This window comes from Staphylococcus sp. KUGN1 (assembly GCF_045984185.1).
Taxonomy (GTDB): Bacteria; Bacillota; Bacilli; order Staphylococcales; family Staphylococcaceae; genus Staphylococcus; species Staphylococcus warneri_A.
Map to the genome: position 1 here is coordinate 497,297 of NZ_JBJQIL010000001.1, position 25,043 is coordinate 522,339.

The following is a 25,043-nucleotide window of genomic DNA, read 5'->3' on the forward strand; positions in this document are numbered from 1 at the left end:
GTTATTTTTAGGTCAACCTAAAAATATTTTACGAAACAAAAAACCTGGACATGAGTGAATGTCGCAGGTTCAAATATCGTGAAACTCTTTTGACTTAAGCAGAATAGAATTTTAAGAATTGATCAAATGTTTCTTCAACAAATTGAATAAAAGCTTTATCAGTTTTTAACCTTTGGTCATCTGGTGTAATAGATCTAGCTACGAAGAATTCACCTTTTTTAACATTTTTGACACGATCAATGGCTTCGTGTAATTGCACATCAGTACAGTCTTTGATAAGCGTCTTTTCAGACTTCATATGATCAAGACAAATGCTATAATCTGACGGTAGGTTTCTTAACGTATCAAAATGTTTATCAAATATTTTAACTCGTTCAGCCTTATCTTTTGCTTCGTGCATGACACCAAACATTATAAATAATTGGTCTCTAAATAAGCCGATTTGGAAATGAGGTAACATTTTGTAGCCGCGTTTATTTAGAGCAAATGCAACCCACGTATCTTTAGGTGGATTGACACTTCTTCTAGCATGTTTTGCCACGTGAGGATAAAATGTTTCACCTGTTTGAGTTGTAAAGTATTCAGTGAAATACTCTCCTAATTGATGCAATTGCGGTCTAACATGCTCATTGAGTGCTTCCATTCTAGCATCTAGGCCATCCACATCAAAGGCTTCAAAATTTTTAGGTGAAAATGTGTATTTAGTCATGATTTGCCTCCTAGGATAATGATTAAAATTATTGTAGCATAACAAAGCATTAAAATTCTAAATTGCAGTTTCAAAAGAATGCATAAATTGTTAAAAATAGGGGAGCCTATAAATATAAAATCAAGACCATAATCATGTATAATAGAGATAAATAGGAGATGATACCATGGCACTTTACGATTTTGCAAAGGGGTTAGTATTAGAAGCGGGTAATAAAGTACGCTTGATGATGAAAGATGAATTAAATATTGAAACTAAATCTAATCCTAATGACTTAGTAACAAATGTAGATAAAGCAACTGAAGATTATATTTATGATATGATACATCAAAATTATCCAGAGCATAAAGTGATTGGTGAAGAGGGTCATGGTCATGACTTGATTGATACGTCTGGAATCGTTTGGGTAGTTGATCCGATAGATGGCACGTTAAACTTTGTTCATCAACAAGAAAACTTCGCTATTTCAATTGGTATTTACCACGATGGTCAACCATATGCTGGCTTTGTATACGATGTGATGAGAGATATTTTATATCATACCAAAGTAGGGGAAGGTGCATTTGAAAATAATCATGCTTTAGAACCTTTAAATGACACGCATTTAAAAACAAGTATTATTGGCATTAACCCCAATTGGCTAACTAAACCTATTATGGGGCCCATTTTTGCACCAATAGTGAATGATGCACGTAGTGCAAGAGCTTATGGCAGTGCAGCATTGGAAATTGTGAGTGTAGCTAAAGGACAATTAGATGCCTATCTGACGCCAAGACTACAACCATGGGATTATGCTGGTGGGTTAATGATACTCAATGAAGTCGGTGGAAAAGGAACGAATTTACTTGGAGAAACGTTATCTATTACTCACCCCAATTCTATTGTCATGGCCAATCATTCATTACACGATGAAATAATGAAGAAATACTTAAAAGATCATGAAGATACTTGTAAGAACACATCATAAAAAACGTTTTGGTAATTAATATAATAAAAGACAAAGCATGGGACTTCGTATTACGTTCCAGGCTTTGTCTTTTTATTTAAAATTTAAATAAACATATTTGTAAGAATACTTCCCACAAAAGGAGAAAGTAGTTATGGTTCGATGATGCCAAGATTTTAAATGGATATGTCTCAAATGTTTAATCATGTTGATTAATATTCGTTTGACTAACCATGAGACAGCCATTTTAATCAATGAATCTTATAATAAAATGCAACTAACACTTGATTTTAAATAAAGTTTTATTTTATTGATATTGGGTTATATCATCTATAACCAGTCATTTTCGCGATATTTCTTTTTCACTGTGAAACCGACGCCAAATGTTGCAACGAGTAATATAAATGTTAAAATCATCATTGGAACATTTGCTGCACCAATACTAAAGCTAAATAGCAATAAAAAGATTAAAGCTAAAATTGAGAATATCCAGAAAATGCCTTTAGATTTTTTTTGTTGCATCCCATACCCCACCTTTTACTTATTTTTTCTCTAATCTATGATATAATAAAAAAGTTGTAATTAAAAGTGGGAGTTTACTTAAGAAAGGAAATTTATAATATGACGAATATAAGAGAAGATGTACGTAATATAGCAATTATTGCGCACGTTGACCATGGTAAAACGACGTTAGTAGATGAATTATTAAAGCAATCAGGAATTTTTAGAGAGAACGAACATGTTGACGATCGTGCTATGGACTCTAATGACTTAGAAAGAGAACGTGGTATTACGATTCTTGCGAAAAATACTGCGGTTGACTATAAAGGTACACGAATTAATATCTTAGATACACCAGGACATGCCGACTTTGGTGGCGAAGTAGAACGTATCATGAAAATGGTTGATGGTGTTGTATTAGTTGTCGATGCGTATGAAGGTACTATGCCTCAAACACGTTTCGTACTTAAAAAAGCATTAGAACAAAATTTAAAACCAGTGGTAGTAGTAAATAAAATTGATAAACCATCTGCAAGACCAGAAGGTGTAGTTGATGAAGTATTAGATTTATTTATCGAATTAGAAGCTAACGATGAACAACTTGATTTCCCTGTTGTATATGCTTCAGCTGTTAATGGAACTGCAAGTTTAAATTCAGAACAACAAGATGAAAACATGCAATCATTATATGAAACTATTATCGATTACGTACCAGCACCAGTTGATAATAGTGATGAACCATTACAATTCCAAGTAGCGTTATTAGATTATAATGACTATGTTGGACGTATCGGTGTAGGACGTGTTTTCAGAGGTAAAATGCGTGTAGGAGATAATGTATCACTGATCAAATTAGATGGTAGCGTTAAAAATTTCCGTGTAACAAAAATATTTGGTTACTTCGGATTAAAACGTGAAGAAATTGAAGAAGCACAAGCAGGGGACTTAATTGCGGTTTCTGGTATGGAAGATATCAACGTAGGTGAAACAGTTACACCACATGATCATCAAGATGCGTTACCAGTATTACGTATTGATGAACCAACACTTGAAATGACATTTAGAGTTAATAATTCACCGTTTGCAGGACGTGAAGGTGATTTTGTAACAGCACGTCAAATTCAAGAACGTTTAGATCAACAACTTGAAACAGACGTATCATTAAAAGTTACACCAACAGATTCACCAGATGCTTGGGTAGTTGCTGGACGTGGTGAATTACATTTATCAATTTTAATTGAAAATATGCGTCGTGAAGGTTATGAGCTTCAAGTATCTAAACCACAAGTTATCATTAGAGAAATTGATGGCGTTATGTGTGAACCATTTGAAAGAGTACAATGTGAAGTACCTCAAGAAAATTCTGGTGCTGTTATTGAATCTTTAGGTGCACGTAAAGGTGAAATGTTAGATATGATGACGACTGATAATGGTCTTACTCGTCTTATCTTTATGGTACCAGCACGTGGAATGATTGGTTATACTACAGAATTTATGTCAATGACACGTGGTTATGGTATTATCAACCATACATTTGAAGAATTCAGACCTCGTATTAAAGCTAAAATCGGTGGCAGAAGAAATGGTGCATTAATTTCAATGGATCAAGGTTCTGCTAGTACGTATGCGATTTTAGGTTTAGAAGACAGAGGCGTTAACTTCATGGAGCCAGGTACTGAAGTTTATGAAGGTATGATTGTTGGTGAACATAACCGTGAAAATGACTTAACAGTTAATATCACTAAAACAAAACACCAAACTAACGTACGTTCTGCTACGAAAGACCAAACACAAACTATGAACCGTCCTCGAGTACTAACACTTGAAGAAGCGTTACAATTTATCAATGATGATGAATTAGTAGAGGTAACACCTGAAAGTATTCGTTTAAGAAAGAAATTATTAAACAAATCAGTACGTGAAAAAGAAGCTAAACGTGTTAAACAAATGATGTCTGACGAAGAATAATTATCGTCTATTTCACTATTTACAAACCACTTGATTATTGATTGTATTCAATTCTCAAGTGGTTTTCTTTTTTTAATATTAAACAAGTACATCATAAATTAATTAGAATAAACTATGTGCTCATATAAAAAACGTATGATTACAACTTCTTATATAAAGACGCTACAATCATACGCTAGTTAATTAGTCATTTTATTTTTTATGATTATTTGTTGCAAATGGTTGAGGCTGTTTAGGTGTATCTAGACGACTTTTACAATCATCACACATAAATGTGCGAATAGGATTATTTCGAAGTCGTTTTGCTTCTACAGTGTTTTCATCAATATGTACTGTAGTATCACAAATGATACATTTGACTGGAACCAATTAAATCACCTCAATATATTTTACATACTTAAATTCATAGCTATAACCTTTTTCAGTATCATATACAAAACTATCCACAGAGTTATCGTCATATAGACGTTTACCATCTTTAGCAAATTGGAAGAATAAATATGGTAATAAATCTAATGGCACTTCAATAGAATCTTCATCATTAAATAATTTAATAGCAGTTGCATTTGATTGTGGTTCTGCAGTTTTAAAGAAGGGTGTCATATTAATTACAAATGAACCTTCTAGTACAGAACGCTTTTTGTATTTAATTTCAGAATTTAATGTTGGTGGATTTGTTTGACCTTCTAAGATAGCACGATTCCACTCGCGATTATCCTCGAATTGAATTGGTTTAGTACCATCGAACACGCCTTGTTCTAAGTCTTCGATGCTAACCTTTCTATCATCGAAAATCCATGTTGTACTATCTAATGTGATGGGGAAATTTACCGCACCTTTTATTTGAATCATCTTGCCCACTCCCTAAATTTTTATCTTATATTATTTTATCATAAAATACGTTATACTTAATTTAAAGATACTTGCTTTTTAACATTCAGTAAGATAGAATTTTATATATTGAAGATATTTAATGAAATGATAGGGGGAGTGCGTGTCATGGCTAATCAGTCGAAACTAAATAATGTGGCTTATGACCAACTGAACAAAGATGCAGATAGAATATTACATCTTATTAAAGTTCAAATGGACAATTTAACAGTACCTTCTTGTCCACTATATGAAGAAGTTTTAGATACACAAATGTTCGGTCTTCAAAAAGAAGTAGATTTTGCTGTACAACTCGGGCTAGTTGAGAAAGAAGATGGCAAAAATCTAATGTTAAGACTTGAAAAAGAACTTTCAAAACTACACGAAGCATTTACAAACGTTTAATTTTTATATAAATTTGATGTGTTGATATAGTGTTATTAATGTTACTAGTATTCACTTAATACATTTATGACAACACTTTCATGTTGAAATAAAATGTGAAATCGCAACTTGCACATTGTATAAATGGTGGCTGAGATAGTATCATAATTGATATTTTCTCAGTCATTTTATCTTTTTTGAATAATCGTTAAGTTTATATTTGTTTTGTGATACATAGGAAGTTTATAATAAAAAAGATAGGTTTTAGAGTTAGTGATTATTTATTTCGGGACTCTTAAAATCAACTCTCAAAAAATTCGAATTGGATGTACAAGTATATGAAAAATTTTAAAAATATAATGCGATATATTGGAAAAACATCTAAATTTATCGATTATCCATTGTTGGTCACATACGTCATCCTATGTTTAATTGGTCTAGTTATGGTTTATAGTGCCAGTATGGTTGCTGCTACAAAAGGTACTTTAACAGGTGGCGCTGAAGTATCGGGAACATATTTCTACACAAGACAGTTGCTATACGTCATTATGAGCTTTGCTATTGTCTTTTTTATGGCATTTATCATGAATGTAAAGATCTTGAAACAACCCAATGTCCAAAAATGGATGATGATAGGTATATTTGTTTTACTATTAATTACGCTAGTCATTGGTAAAAATATTAACGGTTCAAAAAGTTGGATCAACTTAGGATTTATGAACTTACAAGCATCAGAATTACTTAAAATTGCTATTATATTATATTTGCCATTTATGATAGAAAAGAAAATGCCGGCAGTGCGTAATAAAATTAAATTAATTTCAGCACCTATTATTTTAGTTGCTAGTTGTGTCGCATTAGTCTTTTTACAAAAGGACGTAGGACAAACACTATTAATATTAATTATATTCTTTTCAATCATGTTTTATGCTGGAATCGGTGTACACAATGTTTTGAAATACGGTGTTATGGTAGCAATTGCAGGGATTTTGATTTCTGTATTAGTTCTTATTGCAGGCTTATTACCAAGCTACCTAGAAGCAAGATTTAGTACATTAACTAATCCGTTTAGTGCTGAATCCGGAACAGGTTATCACATATCGAATTCACTGATGGCAATAGGTAATGGCGGTCTATTTGGCCGAGGCTTAGGTAATAGTATTATGAAATTAGGCTATTTACCCGAACCACATACTGACTTTATTTTTGCGGTAATCTGTGAAGAGTTAGGTTTAGTAGGCGGCTTGTTTGTCATTTTGCTTGAATTTTTCATTGTTTATAGAGCTTTCCAACTTGCGAATAAAACAAACTCATATTTTTACAAATTAGTTTGTGTTGGTATCGCCAGTTATATAGGAAGTCAAACATTTGTTAACTTAGGTGGTATTTCAGCAACGATTCCATTAACAGGGGTACCATTACCATTTATAAGTTTTGGTGGGTCTGCTATGATTAGTTTAAGTATAGCAATGGGCTTATTGCTCATTACCGCTAAACAAATCAAAATGGATGAAAAAAGGGCCAAACAACATAAAGTCGATATTAAACGACGATATCAATAAGTATTTAGCTAATCTCGCTTTAGAAAATTCATTATATTGAATTTTCTAAAGTTATAGAGATTAGCTTTTTTTATTATAAATATTTATTAAACATACAAGATTTAACTGGAAATATGATTGATGCAATGATAATATAAAGTTATTGTTTATGATAAGTTTATATGAATTTTATAACTAGAGTTAGCTGCACAATAAGAATATTTATCTTATGTGACATATAAATTAAAGAATTATGACTAATATGCAATAACTATAGAAAAAGCAATCTATATAAGATAAAATCTTAGTATCAGATTAGTAAGAAAATTCCGAAAATTTAACAGGGGTGTGATCACTTTTGAAACATATTAAAAAGTTATTAGTAGCCAATCGTGGGGAAATCGCTATCAGAATTTTTAGAGCTGCTGCAGAATTAAATATTAATACAGTAGCCATATACTCTAAAGAAGATAAATCATCGTTACATAGATATAAAGCTGATGAGTCCTACTTAGTTGGTAGTGATTTAGGACCAGCTGAAAGTTACTTGAATATTGAACGCATTATTGATGTAGCTAAAAGAGCAAATGTAGATGCGATCCACCCAGGTTATGGATTTTTAAGTGAAAATGAACATTTTGCGCGCAGATGTGCAGAAGAGGGCATCAAATTTATTGGACCACATCTAGAACATTTGGATATGTTTGGAGATAAAGTTAAAGCTAGAGCTACTGCACTTAAAGCTAACTTACCAGTTATACCAGGCACAGATGGACCTATGGAAAGCTATGAGGCTGCACAATCTTTCGCTAACGAAGCAGGTTATCCATTGATGATTAAAGCTACCAGTGGTGGTGGCGGTAAAGGTATGCGTATCGTTCACGAAGAAAGTGAGCTTGAAGATGCATTCCATCGTGCTAAATCTGAAGCAGAAAAATCATTTGGTAATAGTGAAATATATATAGAACGTTACATTGATAACCCTAAACATATTGAAGTACAAGTTATAGGAGATGACTATGGTAATCTAGTACATCTTTATGAGAGAGATTGTTCTGTTCAACGTCGTCATCAAAAGGTAGTCGAAGTAGCACCGTCTGTCGGATTACCTGAAACTTTAAGAAAGAAAATATGTGACGCTGCGCTTCAATTAATGTCTCATATCAAATATGTAAACGCAGGAACAGTCGAATTTTTAGTATCAGGTAATGAATTCTTCTTTATAGAAGTCAATCCACGTGTACAAGTGGAACACACAATCACAGAGATGATTACAGGTATTGATATTGTTAAAACGCAAATATTAGTTGCTGATGGTGCAGAATTATTTAGTGAAGAAATAGGTATGCCAAAGCAAAAAGATATTCAAACATTAGGTTATGCGATCCAGTGTCGTATTACTACTGAAGATCCACTCAATGATTTTATGCCTGACTCTGGCACAATTATTGCATATCGTTCTAGTGGTGGATTTGGAGTCCGTTTAGATGCTGGCGATGGTTTCCAAGGTGCAGAGATTTCGCCATATTATGATTCATTATTAGTAAAACTATCGACACATGCTATGTCATTCAAACAAGCTGAAGAAAAGATGGAACGTTCATTAAGAGAAATGCGTATTCGAGGTGTGAAAACGAATATACCATTTTTAATCAATGTGATGAGAAATGAACAATTTAGAAGTGGCGATTATACAACTAAATTTATAGAAGAGACACCTGAATTATTTAATATAGAACCAACTTTAGATAGAGGTACGAAAACATTAGAATACATAGGTAATGTAACTATTAATGGGTTCCCTAATGTTGAACAACGACCTAAACCGCTTTATGAAGCTGCATCTATTCCTAAAGTATCACAAAAGAAAATAGCTACGTTTTCAGGTACGAAACAGTTATTAGATCAACAAGGCCCTAAAGGTGTGGCAAATTGGGTACGCGAACAAGAAGATGTTTTAATGACAGATACAACATTTAGAGATGCTCATCAATCTTTATTAGCCACACGTGTACGTACTAAAGATATGTTGAATATTGCTTCTAAAACAGCAGAAGTATTTAAAGATAATTTTTCACTTGAAATGTGGGGCGGTGCAACGTTTGATGTAGCATATAACTTCTTAAAAGAAAATCCGTGGGAACGACTTGAAAGATTGCGTCAAGCAATACCTAATGTGCTATTTCAGATGTTATTACGTGCTTCAAATGCCGTGGGTTATAAAAATTATCCAGATAATGTTATACAAAAATTTGTGAAAGAAAGTGCAGAAGCAGGTGTTGATGTATTCAGAATTTTTGACTCATTAAACTGGGTAGATCAAATGAAAGTGGCGAACGAAGCAGTTCAAGAAGCAGGAAAGATTTCAGAAGGTACTATTTGTTATACAGGAGATATCTTAAATCCTGAAAGATCTAATATATATACATTGGACTACTATGTGAAATTAGCAAAAGAATTAGAAAAAGAAGGATTCCATATTTTAGCCATTAAAGATATGGCCGGCTTATTAAAACCGAAAGCAGCCTATGAACTTATTGGACATTTACGTGCAGCAGTTGATATGCCGATACATCTTCATACTCATGATACAAGTGGCAATGGTTTATTAACGTATATGCAAGCGATTGATGCAGGTGTAGATATCATCGATACGGCTGTAGCATCAATGAGTGGTTTAACAAGTCAACCTAGTGCCAATTCATTATACTATGCTTTAAACGGCTTCCCACGTCAATTGAGAGCAGATATAAATGGGTTAGAAGAAATAAGTCATTACTGGTCAACAGTGCGCCCTTATTATGTTGATTTTGAAAGTGATATCAAAACTCCAAATACAGAAATTTACCAACATGAAATGCCAGGCGGACAATATTCGAATTTAAGTCAACAAGCTAAAAGCCTTGGTTTAGGAGAACGCTTCGATGAAGTTAAAGATATGTATCGTCGTGTGAATTTCTTATTTGGTGATATTGTCAAAGTAACACCATCTTCGAAAGTAGTCGGAGATATGGCACTATTTATGGTTCAAAATGATTTGAACGAAGAGGATGTCATTAATCAAGGACATAAATTAGATTTCCCAGAATCTGTCGTTTCATTCTTTAAAGGTGAAATTGGTCAACCTGTAAATGGATTTAATGCACAACTTCAAAAAGTGATTTTAAAAGGACAAACAGCGTTAGAAAATAGACTTGGAGAATATTTAGAACCTGTTGATTTTGAGGAAGTAAAACAGAAATTAGTTTCATTACAAAACACTGAAGTGACAGAACAAGACATTATTAGTTACGTATTATATCCAAAAGTATACAAACAATTTATTACAACGAAAGAGCAATTTGGTGACTTATCATTATTAGATACACCTACATTCTTGTTTGGAATGAGAAATGGAGAAACTGTTGAAATAGAAATTGATACAGGTAAACGATTAATCATTAAGTTAGAAACGATTAGTGAACCAGATGAAAATGGTCAAAGAATCATTTATTTCTCAATGAATGGTCAAGCAAGACGTATATATATCAAAGATGAAAATGTTAAAGCGAATGTAAATGTAAAACCAAAAGCAGATAAAACTAATCCTAGTCATATAGGTGCGCAAATGCCTGGCTCTGTGACTGAAGTGAAAGTAGCAGTTGGAGATAAAGTAAAGGCAAATCAAGCGCTACTTATCACTGAAGCAATGAAAATGGAAACAACTGTTCAAGCGCCATTTGATGGTGTAATTAAACGTGTCACTGTATCTAGTGGTGATGCGATTGCAACAGGTGATTTATTAATAGAAATTGAAAAAGAAGCGAACTAATTAAAAAGCCCAAACATTCAATCATTAAGATGAATGTTTGGGCTTTGAATTATGATTTGTTTTTTGAGCTTCTTGTTGTTCTTAACATTAATAAAATGAAGTATGCAATCATACCAAATAAATAAGTAATAAATAAAGCATGAAGTAAAGCAATAAACAAATTAACATTTGTAATGACTGATAATGCACCAGTGACAACTTGTAAAATAACTAAAATAAATGCAGCTGTGTAACCATATTTGATGGTACGATTATCAGCATAATTTTTCACGGCATGAATAAATGTGAACATAATCCACATGAAAGTAACCAATGCCATACCTCTATGTGCGAACTGTACCCAATCATGTACGTTGTGTGGGACAATATCCTCAAAAGGTACTGGCCATGCACCATAAGCTAAACTAGAATCAGTATGTCTTACTAATGCACCAGTGTAGATTGTAAGATAAACAATAATCGCCATTAACCAAGTCAATGTACGTAATGGCTTTTTAATGATTACCTCATCAGCTTCATACTTTTGATCAATTGAGAAAACAATAAGTGTTATTAAGAATACAGAAGAGAAACTTACAAGAGATATACCAAAATGTAGCGCTAAAACATAATCGTTTTGTTGCCAAATAACCGCTGCAGCCCCTACTAAAGCTTGCAGTAATAAAAAGCCAACACTTATGATAGATAATGGTTTGATCTCTTTGATATATCCGATATGTTTCCATGCAGTAATCACTAGCCACAATACCACGATAAGTGACAATGCTGATACAGCTCTGTGACTCAATTCGATAATGGTTTGTATAGGTAAATTCTGTGGTAGAAATGCACCATTACATAATGGCCAAGAGGAACCACAACCATCTTCGGAACCAGTTTTAGTGACGAGTGCACCACCTAATTGTACAAATGTCATGATAATTGTTGCTAAGACACTTAACCATTTAAGGTTTTCTTTTCTAAACAATGATAAACACCCCATCATTAAATTAAAGTACTCCGTCTAATCACGTATTTCATGTTAGATCATTCCTTTAAATTAACGTATATATTTTTCTTCTACATTATATTAATGATACCATTTTTAAATGCTATACAAAATCAACTATTTAGAATGTCGTTAAAGTGTCACAATTTAATTTTTTAAAACCTAGTCTTTTATAACTATTTGCTATATCATTATATTATATGAAAAAGTTCAAGGAGGGGAATTATGAACAGAGAACAAACGTTGTCACAAGATACGGGCCGTGTGACATTTAAAGAATTACAACAGATTATTAAGATGGGCCTTGTTCAAGGGAATTTGATTCCTGCATTTGCCGGGGCTTGGTTGGCTGTTGTAATGACAAACCATTCCTTCCTATCGTCTATACCTCAAATTTTATTAATGATTATAGGTTCTACATTGATTATGGGCGGTGCATGTGCACTAAATAACTATTATGATCAAGATATTGATCAAATCATGCCTAGTAAACAAAATAGACCCACTGTAAATGATAGAATTTCAAATAAACACTTATTAATTTTAAGCTTTGGTATGATGTTAGTAGGTGAGGCATGTTTATTTTTACTCAATATTCCATCAGGCGTATTAGGATTAATTGGTATCGTAGGATACGTTTCTTATTATTCGATTTGGTCTAAACGACACACAACTTGGAATACTGTTGTAGGTAGTTTCCCAGGTGCTGTACCACCATTAATTGGTTGGGTAGCTATTGATGGTTCTATCAGTGTTGCAGCAATAGCATTATTTTTGGTAGTATTTTGTTGGCAACCTATTCATTTCTATGCTTTAGCTATTAAACGTAGTGATGAATATTCATTAGCAAATATTCCAATGTTACCATCTGTCAAAGGATTCAATAGAACACGTATAAGCATGTTCATTTGGTTAGTATTATTATTACCAATTCCATTCATGTTATCTAATTTAGGTACTACATTTATAGTATTAGCTACATTATTAAATTTAGGTTGGATGGCACTCGGTTTTACATCATTCAAACGTAATACTAATCAAACTAAATGGGCAACCACTATGTTTATCTATTCGTTAAACTATTTAGTCGTTTTCTTTGTACTAGTTGTAGTCGTATCACTTATTAAAATGATATAAATATAAAATTAAGTAAGGATGAAACATATGAACGTACCTATATTACCAACGTTAAGTACCTCATGCATTGTTATTAGTGCGATATTAGTGGCAATTGGTTGGAGACTTATTTGGAAAAAACAAATTGATAAGCATAAAAAAGTAATGCTATGGGCAGCTATTTTCGCAGCTACATTCTTTATTATTTATGCTAGTCGTACAATCTTTATAGGAAATACTGCATTTGGTGGTCCAGATAGTATTAAAATTTACTATACGATTTTCTTAGTATTCCATATTAACCTAGCAACAATTGGTGGGGTATTAGGCTTAATACAAATTTTTACGGCCTTCAAAGATAAATTTAATATTCATAGAAAAATTGGACCTATTGCTTCAATTATTTGGTTCTTTACAGCTATTACTGGTGTGGCAATATATTTACTTTTATACATCTTATATCCAGGCGGCGAAACAACATCATTAATTAAAGCGACTTTAGGTTTATAATTTAAGTGAACTGATAAAACTTGATTGAAAGTTTTATCAGTTTTTTAATATTCTTATGTCTTTAATTCATATTACAAACATATTTAGGTGAAAGTATTTATAATGAAATTCATGATGAAAATAGACTTATCTTGATTATGAAATATATATTTATGTACAATGATAATAATTCTATTAAGGTGGGTGAAAGATGAAAAAATTAGTAATACGCATATTAGGTGTTGTCTTTTTAGTTTCTTTTCTAATCTATTTATTTTACTCACCACGTTTAAAGTTTGATGTTTTAGAAAATCCTAATAAAAATCATAAAACTGAGCGAACTGAACAGTTTAAAAATACAAATAAAGATATTGAAAATCCAAAGCCTAAAAAAGGTGTAGGTACCTGGATTGGAAAAGATATCAATCAACTTACTAAAAAGTATGGACAAGCTAGTCGTACTTATCCTTTTAGAGATGGTTATAAAAATTATGTTTTTAAAAAGAAAGATCAATATTACATTGTAAGTGTTAAAGACGATCATATTAAATCTGTATATGCAACTGGCAAGGATGTAAATGTAAGCCCACTGCATATTGGTGAACAAAATTCTAAAATCTACGAAAATACAAGTATTAACCCAGAACCAACCATTAAATCTAAAGGTAAGGTTTATGAGTTTGAGTTGTCTGATGAGGATTTAAAAACACAAACATTAATTAAATATGGTAATGTGTATGCTCAAGTGTATTCTGATCAACAAACTAATAAAATTATGGCGATTCGCTTTTTAGATAAAGATACATTAGCATCTCTACAACCGTATAAAACAAATGAATCTCAATCTTCATCTAATAGTAAACATAAGGATTTACCATATGAACAAAATACGAATCAATTAATGACACTGTATGAAGTGACAAATGAGATGAGAAAATTAAAAGGGTTAAAACCATTAAAAGTAAATAACGATATTGCACATATTGCCTCTTTTAATTTATTTGATGCGACAAAGAGCGGCTATGATTCAGTTGAATTCACTGAAAATGCATTGAAACAACAATTAGATGAACGAGATATTAGTTATACTTCTACAAGTCAGAATGTGGGTTATAACTTTGATGACGTTCCAACATTAATTCATAGTTGGATGAATTCGGATATTCATCGCTCAAGAATGTTAAATACCAAGTATGATGAGATGGGTGGAGAAGTGATGAAAGATTATTATTCATTAATTTTCTTAGAAAAATAAGTGAGGGGAAAATGACAAATGATAAATGAAGAAACATTGTCTATTTTAGACGATATCGAAGCATTGTCTGATATGATAGTAGATTCTGAAATATATCATGACTATATCGAAGCAAAGGAATTATTAAATCAGGATGATGAAGCACACTTATTATACTCTGCGTTCTTAAAGTCTAAAGATAAGTATGATGATGTCATGCGCTTTGGTAGATATCACCCGGATTATAAAACCATTATGATGGAAACACGTCAACGTAAACGCGCGTATGAAATGTTGCCTGTGGTCATGGACTATAAATCTAAAGAAGTGGAATTACAAAATTTAATTGATGAAGTAATTAGTAAAATTGCATTAGCAGTATCAGATAATGTGAAAATTGAGACGGGTAATCCATTTTTCCAAACAACTGCACATGGATGTGCCTCCGGAGGATCATGTAATTGCTCACTATAGAAAGATAAATGGCAAGGTCTAAGGTAAACTTTAGACCTTGCCATTTATTATTTTAATGTTTCTTTAAATTGTTGAGCTAAATCAGGACGATCAGTTACAAGGGTATGCGCACCTTTTTGATATAGGTCTGTCATTAAGTCAATGCTATTGATCCCATAATATCCTGGTACGATGTTTAATAGTGTTAACCATTTAATAAATCTTGCAGATGTAAGTCGGATACCTTTAAATTCGGTAGGCATTTGGAATGTATTCGCTTTAGGATGATAAGTGTTACCTCTAAAGGTATTGAACTTAATGAAAGCTTCAGTAACTTCACTTTGACTTGCACCAATTGCAACTGTACCTTTACTTAATTGGTCAAAGCGTTCTATTTGTTCTTTGTGAAAACTTGTGACTAATACACGATGTTCTGCTTGATGTTTAGAAATTTGATCATAAAGTACTCCAGGAGCTATGGCACCTTCATAGCTATCAGGATGATCTTTCAAATCTACATTGATGTACATTTCTGGGTAAAGTTCTAATAACTCTTCAAACGTAAGAATTTTTGCGTCTGAATGTCCACGATATGGGTATTGACGATTAATATCTGTAAAATAATAACCGGCATCTAGTTTTCTTAATTCAGCAAGCGTGTGTTCGCATACTTTACCTGATCCATTCGTAGTACGATCTACCGTTGCATCATGGAAAACAATGAGTGCTTTATCTTTGGTTAATCGTACATCCGTTTCAAAACCATCCACACCATATTGAACCGCATTATCGAATGCTAATTTAGTTTGTTCAGGTCTTACGGCCATACCACCTCTATGAGCAAACAGATATGGTGCTACACCTGAAAAGAATAGAGGGATTGCATTAATTTCACGTGGCTTTTTATTTTGATTAACATAAAGCACACTTCCTATTATACTTGCCGCTGCTAATGAGCCATTAACTAACCACTTATTTAGTTTAACCATTTAATATCCTCCTTAAGTTATTAAAGTAATATTAACAGATATCAGTTACATATGGAAAATGAAGTGCGTATTGAAATAGAATGTGTTAACAATCAAATAAATGACAAGATATTTGGCGAATTAAATGTGTTTCCAAATGCCATTCTCTAGTTTATATTAGAAAGTGATTGTTATTTCATAAAATTTAAACTCATGATATGATAAAAACTGTATATCAAATGGAGTGAAGAGAGATGAACTTAGTTCCTAGAGTAAGCCTCGTCGTTTACTTAAAACACATTAAACACGAGAGACAAATTAGAAAATATGGGCACATCGTTCATTCTAATAGACAACGTAAATACGTCATTATGTATGTTAATGAGAATGAAGCGGATGATGTTGTAAATAAATTAATGAAATTAAAGTATGTAAGACATATCGATGGATCACCTTATCGATTTTTAAAGAAAATCTATGAAAAAGAAAAACACGAAGTTCTATAACTCGTGTTTTAGATGACGTATTTTATTGTAACGGTGGAATCCATCGTTGAAGTCTTAGCACACTAATTAAATAATTAAAATATAAGTCATTGTCATGAAATGCTTCAGGTGGTTGAACGTCTATGCCTAAAACTGGAATATCATAGGCTTCGGCCTTGTTGTTAATCATTTCAAACTTTTTATTGCTATCAGGATAAGGATATTTTACTGCATTCATCATCATGTACAATGCTTGAAAATAATTACCTTCGGTTGGTTGCATGACAATAGCGACAGATGATAATTGTTTCTCAGTTTGTGGTGAATGAAAATAAATAATTTTATCAATGCGTGAATGGTTATAGTCGATCAGTGTAGTAAATTCAAACAAATCTGTTAAACCTTCGCCCAAGACAATAAATGATTGTTTCATATGTTAAATCAGTCTCCTTTTAAGTCAAATTATATTAAATTACATAGTGAAATGGAAGTGTGAATGGAATGCGTGTGATAGCAGGAATACATAAAAGTAAAGCGTTAGAAAGTTTAGAAGGTCGTAATACTAGACCAACTATGGATAAGGTCAAAGAAGGCATCTTCAATAGTTTACATGAAGTATCAGGTCTTGGTTTAGATTTGTTTGCCGGTAGTGGTGCCCTTGGTATTGAAGCCTTATCTTGGGGTATGGAGAAGGTCATTTTCGTAGATCAAAACTTTAAAGCAGTTAAAGTAATCAAATCAAATCTTAAACAACTCGATTTGATGTCACAATCAGAAGTCTATAAAAATAATGCAGACCGAGCTTTGAAAGCATTAGCTAAAAGAGACATACAATTCGATTACATTTTTCTAGATCCACCATATAAAAAAGGTTTGATTGATGAAGCATTAAAAAGCATTGCAGAGTTTAATTTACTAAAAGAAAATGGTATTATCATTTGTGAGTTTAGTAATGATGAACATATTCAAAGCGCACCGTTTAAAGAAATAAAAAGATATCATTATGGTTTGACAGATACTTTGTTATTAGAAAAAGGAGAATAATATGAATAAGACGAAAGCAGTCATTCCCGGGAGTTTCGATCCAATTACATATGGTCATTTAGATATTATAGAAAGAAGTGCAGATCGTTTTGACGAAATACATGTTTGTGTTTTAAAAAATAGTAGCAAGGGTGGCACTTTCAATTTAGAAGAACGTATGGATTTAATTAGGGGTTCAGTAGCACATTTATCTAATGTGGAAGTCCACCATTATAATGGTTTGTTAGTAGATTTTTGTAAGCAAGTAGGTGCAAAAACAATTATCCGAGGTTTGAGAGCGGTAAGTGATTTTGAATATGAACTACGATTAACATCTATGAATAAAAAGTTAAACAGTGATATCGAAACCATGTATATGATGACTAGTACGAATTATTCATTTATTAGTTCGAGTATAGTTAAAGAAGTAGCAGCATATAAAGCTGATATTTCAGAATTTGTGCCACCCAATGTAGCAAAAGCCTTAAAAGAAAAATATCATATATAATAAAAAATGTACTGTTATATAATGCGAATCACATTATGTAACAGTACATTTTTTAAGATTTGATAACTGGTGTGTTGAAATCATCATCAGATTGTTCGGTCATAAGATTATAAATATGAGTTGCTTTAATTTCAATTGGAAAGTAAGCGGAAGATGATTGATTGATATTTGTAATAAAATGACGTTCTGGGAACTGATGTTTCAGGTATTTTAAATATGCTCGACCATTGTCATTCATACCTAATATTCTAGCGGCATAGATATTATGGTTAACATCAGTTTGTTGAATGTTAAGTAAAATGTTCATTAATATACGCTGGATATGCGTATAAGTGTATCGTTTCGTTTTGACTTTAGTTAATAAATCTTTAAATGAGTGTGCATCCTTAATCATAGAGATTAATCGATTTTCCAATCCTTCACTCATAGTGTATATAGTTTTAAGTGTTGACGTACGTTGTGTTAACAATTGATATTTTATATAGGGAAAGGCGTGCTCTACAGTTGTGAATTGTGAATGATATAATGATTTAATTGCTCCTGGTACAACATTTTCCCAGTCAGAGTGATGGTGAATGATAGATTGGCGTATGGATGATCCGCTAGCAAATTGTTGATGTTGAATCGTTTGCTCACGATGTTGTGCAGTATCGCGATGAATAGTGATAGCTTCTATTTGAGGTGCGAATTGCTGAATCCCTTTTAAATATCCAATACTTAGAATATTATTAGGTGATTGTAAAATATCATTCGTAGATTGATGTTGGATTAATTCGTTAATGATTCTAGGATAACTTTTACCTTCTTTTAATTTTGATTTAAAGGCATCACTATTTTCCAAATCAAGAACCTGTTGCGCTGCTTCTTTTAAGGCATTAATATTTCCATGTTCACTTCCAAATGAGATGGTATTGACATCTAAATAATCAGCCAATTTAATTGCCATTTCACCAAAATAATCACCCGATGAAAGGCTAGCAATGGTAGGAAGTTCAACTACTAAATCAACAGCTGATAGGGCCATTTGTGTACGAATGAATTTATTAAATAAAGCGGGTTCGCCTCGCATGACAAAGTTGCCACTCATGAAGGCAATGGATACATCTGTTTGAGATAGTAATTTGGATTGTTGTGCATGGTATAAATGCCCGTTATGGAATGGATTATATTCAGATATAATGCCAACACTTTTCATTTGCAATTCGTCCTTTCAGAATTCATTATTAGTATTGTAACAGAAGTACGTATGTTAAGAAAAAATCTTGACATATTATACTGAGAAAGTTAAAATAAATTTTGTGCTTGTTAGAGGTGAAGCCATATGAAATGGTCAATAACACAATTAAGAAAATATCAAGGTAAACCATTTGAGTTTAATCAAACGGTGAATTTTGAACATTTAAAAGAATCATTAGATCTTATCGATCTTTCTGAAATCAATGTTGAAGGTCAATTAACTGTTAAATCAAACGAAGTTATTGCAGATATGCATATCACTGGTACTTATACGATGCCGTGTGCACGTACATTAGTACCTGTTGAAGTATCGCTAGATGTCGAAACTTCCGAAGTGTTTGATTTAGAAGGCAGTGATTATTATACCGACGAAGAAGAGCAGGATGAGCATTATCATTCAGCGACTGACGGTATGATTAACATTAAAGATATTGTTGAAGATTTTGTCATTATCGAGAAACCGATGAGAGCATATTCAGACAATAGCAATCAAATGTTAACTGAAGGCAATGGTTGGGAAGTGATTGATGAAGATGAATTCGAGGAACTTGTTCAAGACCAAGAAGATGATGATTCAGACAGAAAGCAAGTTGATCCAAGGCTTCAGAAATTACAACAATTATACGATAAAGACCAATAGCAGTTTAATTAATGATATAATATTGTTAAATAAACTGATATCATTTAATGATGTGTTTAATTTTAAGGAGGATAAATCATGGCAGTACCTAAAAGAAGAACGTCTAAAACAAGAAAAAACAAACGTCGTACTCATTTCAAAATTTCAGTACCTGGTATGACTGAATGCCCAAGTTGTGGCGAATACAAATTATCTCACCGTGTTTGTAAAAACTGTGGTTCTTACAATGGTGAAGAAATCGTATCTAAATAATTTTAGATATCAATAAATATCCTAATTGGAATAGTCATTTCAATTAGGATATTTTTTATTTATTATCATATATTTAACAGGATAAAATACTTTAGTTGCTTTTACAGTAAATAACATAAACAAATCATGGACTCACTTTCTTTATTTAAAAAAGTAGCTCAATCATATACAATTAAATTGAATAAGAAATCATCATATTGGAGATTAGATATATGGAACAAATTACATCGGCACAGAATAATAAAATTAAAAATGCGAATAAATTAAAGAAAAAGAAAGATCGAGATAAAACAGGATTAGCGCTTATAGAAGGTGTACATTTAATTGAAGAAGCTTATCAAAGCGGGTTAGTAATTGAACAATTATTCGTTGTTGATCCAAGTAGAACTGATAGTGACTTAATTGAATATGCCAATGAAACATTTGAAATCAATTTAAAGGTAGCTGAATCATTATCTGGAACAGTAACACCTCAAGGTTTTTTTGCTGTCATTAAGAAACCGGACTATGATATAACGACTGCGAAACAGGTTTTATTAATTGATAGAATACAAGATCCAGGTAATCTGGGTACTTTAATTCGTACAGCAGATGCTGCAGGTATTGACCTGATTGTAATGGAAAAGGGAACAGCAGATCCTTATCAAGATAAAGTGTTACGTGCTAGTCAAGGTAGTGTATTTCATATTCCAGTTATATCAGAATCATTACAGTCATACATTAATACCTTTAATGGTCCTGTTTATGGCACTGCATTAGATAACGCAGTAAGTTTTAAAGAGGTTGAAGCACAAGAGACATTTGCATTGATTCTTGGCAATGAAGGTGAAGGTGTAGAGCCTGCACTATTAGAACATACTACGCAAAATATAACGATTCCAATATATGGACAAGCTGAAAGCTTAAATGTAGCCATTGCGGGGAGTATCTTGTTATATCAACTCAAAGGGTAATTTATAGACATTAAATGATAAATCTGATTTTCATAATGTGCTATGGCGCGATTGTAGGTTGACCCTATATATCTAAATCGTCTATAATGAATGATGAATTCATAACAATAAATATTAACTGATATAAAAGTGAATCATTAGCCTATAAAAAGACTTAAATTAATGTATAAAGTTGTATAAGGGAGAATAATCGTGACTGAAAGTTATTCCAACTTTGATTAGTTTTTTTCATCTTTTTGGCTACTTAAAGAGATTTAAGTCGGAGTACGTCTTCGTTAGCAACGTATACAAGTGTATGCATAAGCATAAATTTGGGTGGTACCACGGAAGGCTTTCGTCCCAGTTATCGGGCGAGAGTCTTTTTTATTTAATGAAATAAAATAAGAGAAAGCAGACTGGGATATTAATAAATGTCTTAATTTAAAATATCTATTGGCACTAAGGAGGAAGTTAAAATGACTCAAAATGATCATATGAGTGAATTAAAACAACAAGCGTTAGTTGATATTAATGCTGCAAATGATGAAAAAGCATTACAAGATGTCAAAGTAAAATATTTAGGTAAAAAAGGTTCAGTAAGTGGTTTAATGAAAAATATGAAAGACTTACCAAATGAAGAAAAACCAGCATACGGACAAAAGGTAAATGAATTAAGACAAACGATTCAACAAGAATTAGATGAAAGACAAACGATTTTAGCCAATGAAAAGTTAAATCAACAACTTGCTGAAGAAACAATCGATGTGACATTACCTAGTCGCCAAATAGAAATCGGCTCTAAACATCCATTAACACGTACGATTGAAGAGATAGAAGATTTATTCCTAGGTCTAGGTTACGAAATTGTTGATGGTTATGAAGTTGAACAAGATCATTATAATTTTGAGGCATTAAACTTACCTAAATCACATCCCGCACGTGATATGCAAGATAGTTTTTATATCACGGAAGAGACTTTAATGAGAACGCATACGTCTCCAGTACAAGCACGTACTATGGAACAACGTAATGGACAAGGTCCAGTGAAAATCATTTGTCCAGGTAAAGTATACCGTCGTGACTCAGATGATGCGACGCATAGTCATCAATTTACACAAATTGAAGGTTTAGTTGTAGATAAAAATATTAAGATGAGTGATTTAAAAGGTACATTAGAATTATTAGCTAAAGAATTGTTCGGTGCAGATAGAGAAATTCGTTTACGTCCAAGTTACTTCCCATTCACTGAACCATCTGTAGAAGTTGATGTATCATGTTTTAAATGTAAAGGGCAAGGTTGTAATGTATGTAAACATACAGGCTGGATTGAAATTTTAGGTGCAGGAATGGTGCACCCTAACGTATTAACAATGGCAGGGTTTGATGCTAATGAATACTCTGGATTCGCGTTTGGTATGGGACCTGACCGTATCGCTATGTTGAAGTACGGTATTGAAGATATTCGACACTTCTATACAAACGATGTGCGATTCTTAGATCAATTTAAGGCTGTAGAAGATAGAGGTGAAGCGTAATGTTAATTTCAAATGAATGGTTAAAAGATTATGTTGACGTTGAACAAAATGTTCAAGATTTAGCTGAACGTATTACACGTACTGGTATCGAGGTAGATGATTTAGTTGATTTAACAAAAAATATTAAAAACTTAGTAGTAGGCCATATTATATCTAAAGCATCTCACCCTGATGCTGACAAATTAAATATTTGCCAAGTTGATATTGGTGAGGAAGCACCTGTACAAATTGTTTGTGGGGCACCAAATGTTGATGAAGGACAATATGTCATTGTTGCTAAAGTGGGTGGCAGATTACCAGGTGGCATTAAAATTAAACGTGCTAAATTACGTGGGGAACGCTCTGAAGGTATGATTTGTTCATTACAGGAAATTGGTATTTCAAGTAATGTTGTGCCTAAAGCGTTTGAAAATGGTATTTTCGTATTCCCAGAAGCAATGACACCGGGTACAAATGCATTGGACGCATTGTATTTAAATGATCAAATTATGGAATTTGATTTAACACCAAACCGTGCAGACGCGCTAAGCATGGTAGGTACTGCTTATGAAGTTGCAGCACTATACGACACAAAAATGACTAAACCAGAAACAAATAGTAATGAAGAGACTAACTCTGCAATGGACGAATTGCAAGTGACAGTAAAAAATAGTGATAAAGTTCCATACTATAGTGCTAGAATCGTTAAAAATGTCACTATTGCACCATCGCCAATATGGATGCAAGCACGTTTAATGAAAGCAGGTATCCGACCAATCAATAATGTCGTTGATATTTCTAACTATGTACTATTAGAATATGGACAACCGTTACACATGTTTGACCAAGATCAAATTGGTTCAAATCATATTGAAGTTCGCCAAGCACATCAAAATGAAACGATGACAACTTTAGATGATCAAGAAAGAACATTACTTGAGTCAGATATAGTTATAACAAACGGACAATCTCCAATTGCACTTGGTGGTGTGATGGGCGGTGACTTTTCAGAGGTTAGCGACAAAACGACAAATGTAGTTATAGAAGGTGCTATATTTGATTCAGCATCAATTCGTCATACATCAAGACGTTTGAATTTACGTAGTGAAGCATCAAGTCGATTTGAAAAAGGTATTGCTACAGAATTTGTCAACGAAGCAGTGGATCGCGCTTGTTATTTATTAGAAACTTATGCGTCAGGTCGTGTACTTAAAGATCGTGTAGCTGAAGGAGATTTAGGAGCTTTCATTACACCGATTCAAATTACAACAGATAAAATTAATCGTACAATAGGATTTAACTTATCTACTGAAGAAATTAAAAATATCTTTGAACAATTAGGGTTTGAAACTGAAACTCAACAAGATGAGCTTACTGTTTATGTACCATCAAGACGTAAAGATATTTCTATCAAAGAAGATTTGATTGAAGAAGTTGCCCGTATATATGGTTACGATGAAATTCCATCAACGTTACCAGTATTTGAAGATGTTACGAATGGTGCACTAACAGATCGTCAACATAAAACAAGAACAGTTAAAGAAACCATTGAAGGTGCAGGTTTAAACCAAGCGATCACGTATTCACTCGTGTCAAAATCACATGCGAAAGACTTTGCATTACAAGATAGACCGACTATAGAATTATTAATGCCAATGAGCGAAGCACATTCAACTTTACGACAAAGTTTATTACCACATTTAATCGAAGCGGCTGCGTATAATGTTGCACGTAAAAATCAAGATGTTAAATTATACGAAATTGGTCGTGTATTCTTCGGTAATGGTGAAGGTCAATTGCCTGATGAAGTAGAATATTTAAGTGGTATTATGACAGGTGAATATGTTGTAAATCAGTGGCAAGGTAAAAAAGAAGCTGTTGACTTTTACTTAGCTAAAGGTGTCATTGACCGTGTAGCACAAAAACTCAACTTAAATTTTGAATATCGTGCTACTGAAATCGATGGTTTACATCCTGGAAGAACTGCGATGGTATCTTTAAATGGTAAAGATATTGGTTTCATTGGAGAATTGCATCCTACAGTAGCTAATGATAATGATTTAAAACGCACATATGTCTTTGAATTGAACTATGGAGAAATGATGAATGTATCAGTAGGCTATATCAATTATCAACCAATACCTAAATATCCTGGTGTATCTCGTGATATTGCATTAGAAGTTGAACATGATGTACCTGCTTCTGAATTAACAAATACGATTCATCAACGCGGTGCTGATATTCTTCAAGATACACTTGTATTTGATGTTTATGAAGGTGAGCATTTAGATGAAGGTAAAAAATCAGTTGCTATTAGATTGTATTATTTAGATACTGAGAATACTTTAACAGATGAACGTGTAACGAAAGTACATGATCAAATCATCGAAGCATTAAAAGCAAAAGGTGCTACAATTAGATAATTAAATATAAAAAGAAACGGCAAGTTCTAATGTTTGTACAAATAGAACTTGC

At 32.7% G+C, this 25,043-nt stretch carries 24 protein-coding genes and 1 pseudogene; 17 read left to right on the plus strand and 8 right to left on the minus strand.

Annotation, left to right across the window (positions count from 1 at the left end; genetic code table 11):
- Nucleotides 1–94: 94 nt before the first annotated feature.
- Complete coding sequence (locus ACJQQZ_RS02480; RefSeq protein WP_145506017.1) at nucleotides 95–709, minus strand: YktB family protein; 615 nt, start codon at nucleotides 707–709, stop codon at nucleotides 95–97.
- Between the two features lie 166 nt (nucleotides 710–875).
- On the opposite strand from ACJQQZ_RS02480, the pseudogene ACJQQZ_RS02485 reads away from it, so the two are divergent.
- A pseudogene (locus tag ACJQQZ_RS02485) lies at nucleotides 876–1,695 on the plus strand (inositol monophosphatase family protein).
- A 290-nt stretch (nucleotides 1,696–1,985) separates the two neighbouring features.
- Here ACJQQZ_RS02485 and ACJQQZ_RS02490 read toward each other — a convergent pair.
- Nucleotides 1,986–2,177 (minus strand): DUF5325 family protein, encoded by a 192-nt coding sequence (locus tag ACJQQZ_RS02490; protein ID WP_023375088.1) that lies wholly within the window; start codon nucleotides 2,175–2,177, stop codon nucleotides 1,986–1,988.
- 99 nt (nucleotides 2,178–2,276) lie between these two features.
- Here ACJQQZ_RS02490 and typA point away from each other — a divergent pair, with 99 nt between their 5' ends.
- Entirely contained in the window at nucleotides 2,277–4,124 is a 1,848-nt protein-coding gene (typA, locus tag ACJQQZ_RS02495) for a translational GTPase TypA (protein WP_002450674.1), read from the plus strand.
- 192 nt (nucleotides 4,125–4,316) lie between these two features.
- Here typA and ACJQQZ_RS02500 read toward each other — a convergent pair whose 3' ends face one another.
- Both ACJQQZ_RS02500 and ACJQQZ_RS02505 read right to left on the minus strand, forming a co-directional pair.
- Nucleotides 4,317–4,493: a DUF2197 domain-containing protein gene (locus ACJQQZ_RS02500; RefSeq protein ID WP_107532525.1), complete on the minus strand. Its 177-nt coding sequence runs from the start codon at nucleotides 4,491–4,493 to the stop codon at nucleotides 4,317–4,319.
- On the minus strand, nucleotides 4,494–4,976 hold the full coding sequence (locus ACJQQZ_RS02505; RefSeq protein ID WP_075778518.1) for a hypothetical protein: 483 nt from the start codon (nucleotides 4,974–4,976) through the stop codon (nucleotides 4,494–4,496).
- A 147-nt stretch (nucleotides 4,977–5,123) separates the two neighbouring features.
- Between ACJQQZ_RS02505 and ACJQQZ_RS02510 the strand changes: the two genes are divergently transcribed.
- The 3 genes from ACJQQZ_RS02510 to ACJQQZ_RS02520 all read left to right on the plus strand — a co-directional run bounded on the left by ACJQQZ_RS02510 (nucleotide 5,124) and on the right by ACJQQZ_RS02520 (nucleotide 10,730).
- Nucleotides 5,124–5,399 carry an Fpa/YlaN family protein gene (locus tag ACJQQZ_RS02510; RefSeq protein WP_145506023.1) on the plus strand — a complete coding sequence of 92 codons (276 nt, stop codon included), beginning with the start codon at nucleotides 5,124–5,126 and terminating at the stop codon, nucleotides 5,397–5,399.
- A 317-nt stretch (nucleotides 5,400–5,716) separates the two neighbouring features.
- Nucleotides 5,717–6,940: a cell division peptidoglycan polymerase FtsW gene (ftsW, locus tag ACJQQZ_RS02515; RefSeq protein ID WP_002450670.1), complete on the plus strand. Its 1,224-nt coding sequence runs from the start codon at nucleotides 5,717–5,719 to the stop codon at nucleotides 6,938–6,940.
- A gap of 337 nt (nucleotides 6,941–7,277) precedes the next feature.
- A complete protein-coding gene (locus ACJQQZ_RS02520; RefSeq protein WP_145506026.1) occupies nucleotides 7,278–10,730 on the plus strand; it encodes a pyruvate carboxylase in 3,453 nt (1,150 codons plus the stop codon).
- A 49-nt stretch (nucleotides 10,731–10,779) separates the two neighbouring features.
- On the opposite strand, the gene ACJQQZ_RS02525 is transcribed toward ACJQQZ_RS02520, so the two are convergent.
- On the minus strand, nucleotides 10,780–11,697 hold the full coding sequence (locus tag ACJQQZ_RS02525; protein ID WP_107532523.1) for a COX15/CtaA family protein: 918 nt from the start codon (nucleotides 11,695–11,697) through the stop codon (nucleotides 10,780–10,782).
- Between the two features lie 246 nt (nucleotides 11,698–11,943).
- Here ACJQQZ_RS02525 and cyoE point away from each other — a divergent pair, with 246 nt between their 5' ends.
- The 4 genes from cyoE (at nucleotide 11,944) to ACJQQZ_RS02545 (ending at nucleotide 15,031) form a co-directional block, all read left to right on the plus strand.
- Nucleotides 11,944–12,855 (plus strand): heme o synthase, encoded by a 912-nt coding sequence (gene cyoE / locus ACJQQZ_RS02530; protein ID WP_075778521.1) that lies wholly within the window; start codon nucleotides 11,944–11,946, stop codon nucleotides 12,853–12,855.
- 27 nt (nucleotides 12,856–12,882) lie between these two features.
- Nucleotides 12,883–13,344, plus strand: a complete 462-nt coding sequence (locus tag ACJQQZ_RS02535) for a DUF420 domain-containing protein (RefSeq protein ID WP_145506028.1) — start codon at nucleotides 12,883–12,885, stop codon at nucleotides 13,342–13,344.
- Between the two features lie 190 nt (nucleotides 13,345–13,534).
- The gene (locus ACJQQZ_RS02540) at nucleotides 13,535–14,578 is read left to right on the plus strand and encodes a CAP-associated domain-containing protein (protein ID WP_002450664.1); all 1,044 of its coding nucleotides are present in this window, start codon (nucleotides 13,535–13,537) and stop codon (nucleotides 14,576–14,578) included.
- 18 nt (nucleotides 14,579–14,596) lie between these two features.
- Nucleotides 14,597–15,031, plus strand: a complete 435-nt coding sequence (locus ACJQQZ_RS02545; RefSeq protein WP_002450663.1) for a YlbF/YmcA family competence regulator — start codon at nucleotides 14,597–14,599, stop codon at nucleotides 15,029–15,031.
- 47 nt (nucleotides 15,032–15,078) lie between these two features.
- On the opposite strand, the gene ACJQQZ_RS02550 is transcribed toward ACJQQZ_RS02545, so the two are convergent.
- On the minus strand, nucleotides 15,079–15,999 hold the full coding sequence (locus tag ACJQQZ_RS02550; RefSeq protein ID WP_145506031.1) for a lysophosphatidylglycerol phospholipase D: 921 nt from the start codon (nucleotides 15,997–15,999) through the stop codon (nucleotides 15,079–15,081).
- A 233-nt stretch (nucleotides 16,000–16,232) separates the two neighbouring features.
- On the opposite strand from ACJQQZ_RS02550, the gene ACJQQZ_RS02555 reads away from it, so the two are divergent.
- Nucleotides 16,233–16,484 (plus strand): DUF2129 domain-containing protein, encoded by a 252-nt coding sequence (locus tag ACJQQZ_RS02555; RefSeq protein WP_124228396.1) that lies wholly within the window; start codon nucleotides 16,233–16,235, stop codon nucleotides 16,482–16,484.
- 22 nt (nucleotides 16,485–16,506) lie between these two features.
- Here ACJQQZ_RS02555 and ACJQQZ_RS02560 read toward each other — a convergent pair whose 3' ends face one another.
- On the minus strand, nucleotides 16,507–16,896 hold the full coding sequence (locus ACJQQZ_RS02560) for a DUF7147 family protein (RefSeq protein ID WP_124228395.1): 390 nt from the start codon (nucleotides 16,894–16,896) through the stop codon (nucleotides 16,507–16,509).
- Between the two features lie 68 nt (nucleotides 16,897–16,964).
- On the opposite strand from ACJQQZ_RS02560, the gene rsmD reads away from it, so the two are divergent.
- Both rsmD and coaD read left to right on the plus strand, forming a co-directional pair.
- Nucleotides 16,965–17,507, plus strand: a complete 543-nt coding sequence (gene rsmD / locus ACJQQZ_RS02565) for a 16S rRNA (guanine(966)-N(2))-methyltransferase RsmD (RefSeq protein WP_124228394.1) — start codon at nucleotides 16,965–16,967, stop codon at nucleotides 17,505–17,507.
- Nucleotide 17,508: 1 nt separating this feature from the next.
- Complete coding sequence (gene coaD / locus ACJQQZ_RS02570) at nucleotides 17,509–17,994, plus strand: pantetheine-phosphate adenylyltransferase (RefSeq protein ID WP_002450658.1); 486 nt, start codon at nucleotides 17,509–17,511, stop codon at nucleotides 17,992–17,994.
- Between the two features lie 52 nt (nucleotides 17,995–18,046).
- On the opposite strand, the gene ACJQQZ_RS02575 is transcribed toward coaD, so the two are convergent.
- The gene (locus ACJQQZ_RS02575; protein ID WP_124228393.1) at nucleotides 18,047–19,189 is read right to left on the minus strand and encodes a nucleotidyltransferase; all 1,143 of its coding nucleotides are present in this window, start codon (nucleotides 19,187–19,189) and stop codon (nucleotides 18,047–18,049) included.
- 126 nt (nucleotides 19,190–19,315) lie between these two features.
- Here ACJQQZ_RS02575 and ACJQQZ_RS02580 point away from each other — a divergent pair, with 126 nt between their 5' ends.
- The 5 genes from ACJQQZ_RS02580 (at nucleotide 19,316) to pheT (ending at nucleotide 24,991) form a co-directional block, all read left to right on the plus strand.
- A complete protein-coding gene (locus ACJQQZ_RS02580; RefSeq protein ID WP_145506034.1) occupies nucleotides 19,316–19,870 on the plus strand; it encodes a YceD family protein in 555 nt (184 codons plus the stop codon).
- 78 nt (nucleotides 19,871–19,948) lie between these two features.
- On the plus strand, nucleotides 19,949–20,122 hold the full coding sequence (gene rpmF / locus ACJQQZ_RS02585) for a 50S ribosomal protein L32 (protein WP_002442221.1): 174 nt from the start codon (nucleotides 19,949–19,951) through the stop codon (nucleotides 20,120–20,122).
- A gap of 212 nt (nucleotides 20,123–20,334) precedes the next feature.
- Nucleotides 20,335–21,075 (plus strand): TrmH family RNA methyltransferase, encoded by a 741-nt coding sequence (locus ACJQQZ_RS02590; protein ID WP_124228391.1) that lies wholly within the window; start codon nucleotides 20,335–20,337, stop codon nucleotides 21,073–21,075.
- Nucleotides 21,076–21,530: 455 nt separating this feature from the next.
- A complete protein-coding gene (pheS, locus tag ACJQQZ_RS02595; protein ID WP_049423882.1) occupies nucleotides 21,531–22,589 on the plus strand; it encodes a phenylalanine--tRNA ligase subunit alpha in 1,059 nt (352 codons plus the stop codon).
- Nucleotides 22,589–24,991 carry a phenylalanine--tRNA ligase subunit beta gene (gene pheT, locus ACJQQZ_RS02600; RefSeq protein ID WP_145506037.1) on the plus strand — a complete coding sequence of 801 codons (2,403 nt, stop codon included), beginning with the start codon at nucleotides 22,589–22,591 and terminating at the stop codon, nucleotides 24,989–24,991. Before pheS ends, pheT begins: the two co-directional genes overlap by 1 nt.
- The last annotated feature ends 52 nt before the right edge of the window (nucleotides 24,992–25,043 follow it).

Coding starts and splice junctions, on each gene's coding strand:
- ACJQQZ_RS02580 (WP_145506034.1), top strand. CDS start 19,316: ATGAAATGGTCAATAACACAATTAAGAAAATATCAAGGTAAACCATTT.
- ACJQQZ_RS02490 (WP_023375088.1), bottom strand. CDS start 2,177: ATGCAACAAAAAAAATCTAAAGGCATTTTCTGGATATTCTCAATTTTA.
- ACJQQZ_RS02540 (WP_002450664.1), top strand. CDS start 13,535: ATGAAAAAATTAGTAATACGCATATTAGGTGTTGTCTTTTTAGTTTCT.
- ACJQQZ_RS02550 (WP_145506031.1), bottom strand. CDS start 15,999: ATGGTTAAACTAAATAAGTGGTTAGTTAATGGCTCATTAGCAGCGGCA.
- ACJQQZ_RS02545 (WP_002450663.1), top strand. CDS start 14,597: ATGATAAATGAAGAAACATTGTCTATTTTAGACGATATCGAAGCATTG.
- ACJQQZ_RS02480 (WP_145506017.1), bottom strand. CDS start 709: ATGACTAAATACACATTTTCACCTAAAAATTTTGAAGCCTTTGATGTG.
- ACJQQZ_RS02555 (WP_124228396.1), top strand. CDS start 16,233: ATGAACTTAGTTCCTAGAGTAAGCCTCGTCGTTTACTTAAAACACATT.
- pheS (WP_049423882.1), top strand. CDS start 21,531: ATGACTCAAAATGATCATATGAGTGAATTAAAACAACAAGCGTTAGTT.
- pheT (WP_145506037.1), top strand. CDS start 22,589: ATGTTAATTTCAAATGAATGGTTAAAAGATTATGTTGACGTTGAACAA.
- coaD (WP_002450658.1), top strand. CDS start 17,509: ATGAATAAGACGAAAGCAGTCATTCCCGGGAGTTTCGATCCAATTACA.
- ACJQQZ_RS02505 (WP_075778518.1), bottom strand. CDS start 4,976: ATGATTCAAATAAAAGGTGCGGTAAATTTCCCCATCACATTAGATAGT.
- ACJQQZ_RS02535 (WP_145506028.1), top strand. CDS start 12,883: ATGAACGTACCTATATTACCAACGTTAAGTACCTCATGCATTGTTATT.
- typA (WP_002450674.1), top strand. CDS start 2,277: ATGACGAATATAAGAGAAGATGTACGTAATATAGCAATTATTGCGCAC.
- rpmF (WP_002442221.1), top strand. CDS start 19,949: ATGGCAGTACCTAAAAGAAGAACGTCTAAAACAAGAAAAAACAAACGT.
- ACJQQZ_RS02560 (WP_124228395.1), bottom strand. CDS start 16,896: ATGAAACAATCATTTATTGTCTTGGGCGAAGGTTTAACAGATTTGTTT.
- ftsW (WP_002450670.1), top strand. CDS start 5,717: ATGAAAAATTTTAAAAATATAATGCGATATATTGGAAAAACATCTAAA.
- cyoE (WP_075778521.1), top strand. CDS start 11,944: ATGAACAGAGAACAAACGTTGTCACAAGATACGGGCCGTGTGACATTT.
- rsmD (WP_124228394.1), top strand. CDS start 16,965: ATGCGTGTGATAGCAGGAATACATAAAAGTAAAGCGTTAGAAAGTTTA.
- ACJQQZ_RS02575 (WP_124228393.1), bottom strand. CDS start 19,189: ATGAAAAGTGTTGGCATTATATCTGAATATAATCCATTCCATAACGGG.
- ACJQQZ_RS02590 (WP_124228391.1), top strand. CDS start 20,335: ATGGAACAAATTACATCGGCACAGAATAATAAAATTAAAAATGCGAAT.
- ACJQQZ_RS02510 (WP_145506023.1), top strand. CDS start 5,124: ATGGCTAATCAGTCGAAACTAAATAATGTGGCTTATGACCAACTGAAC.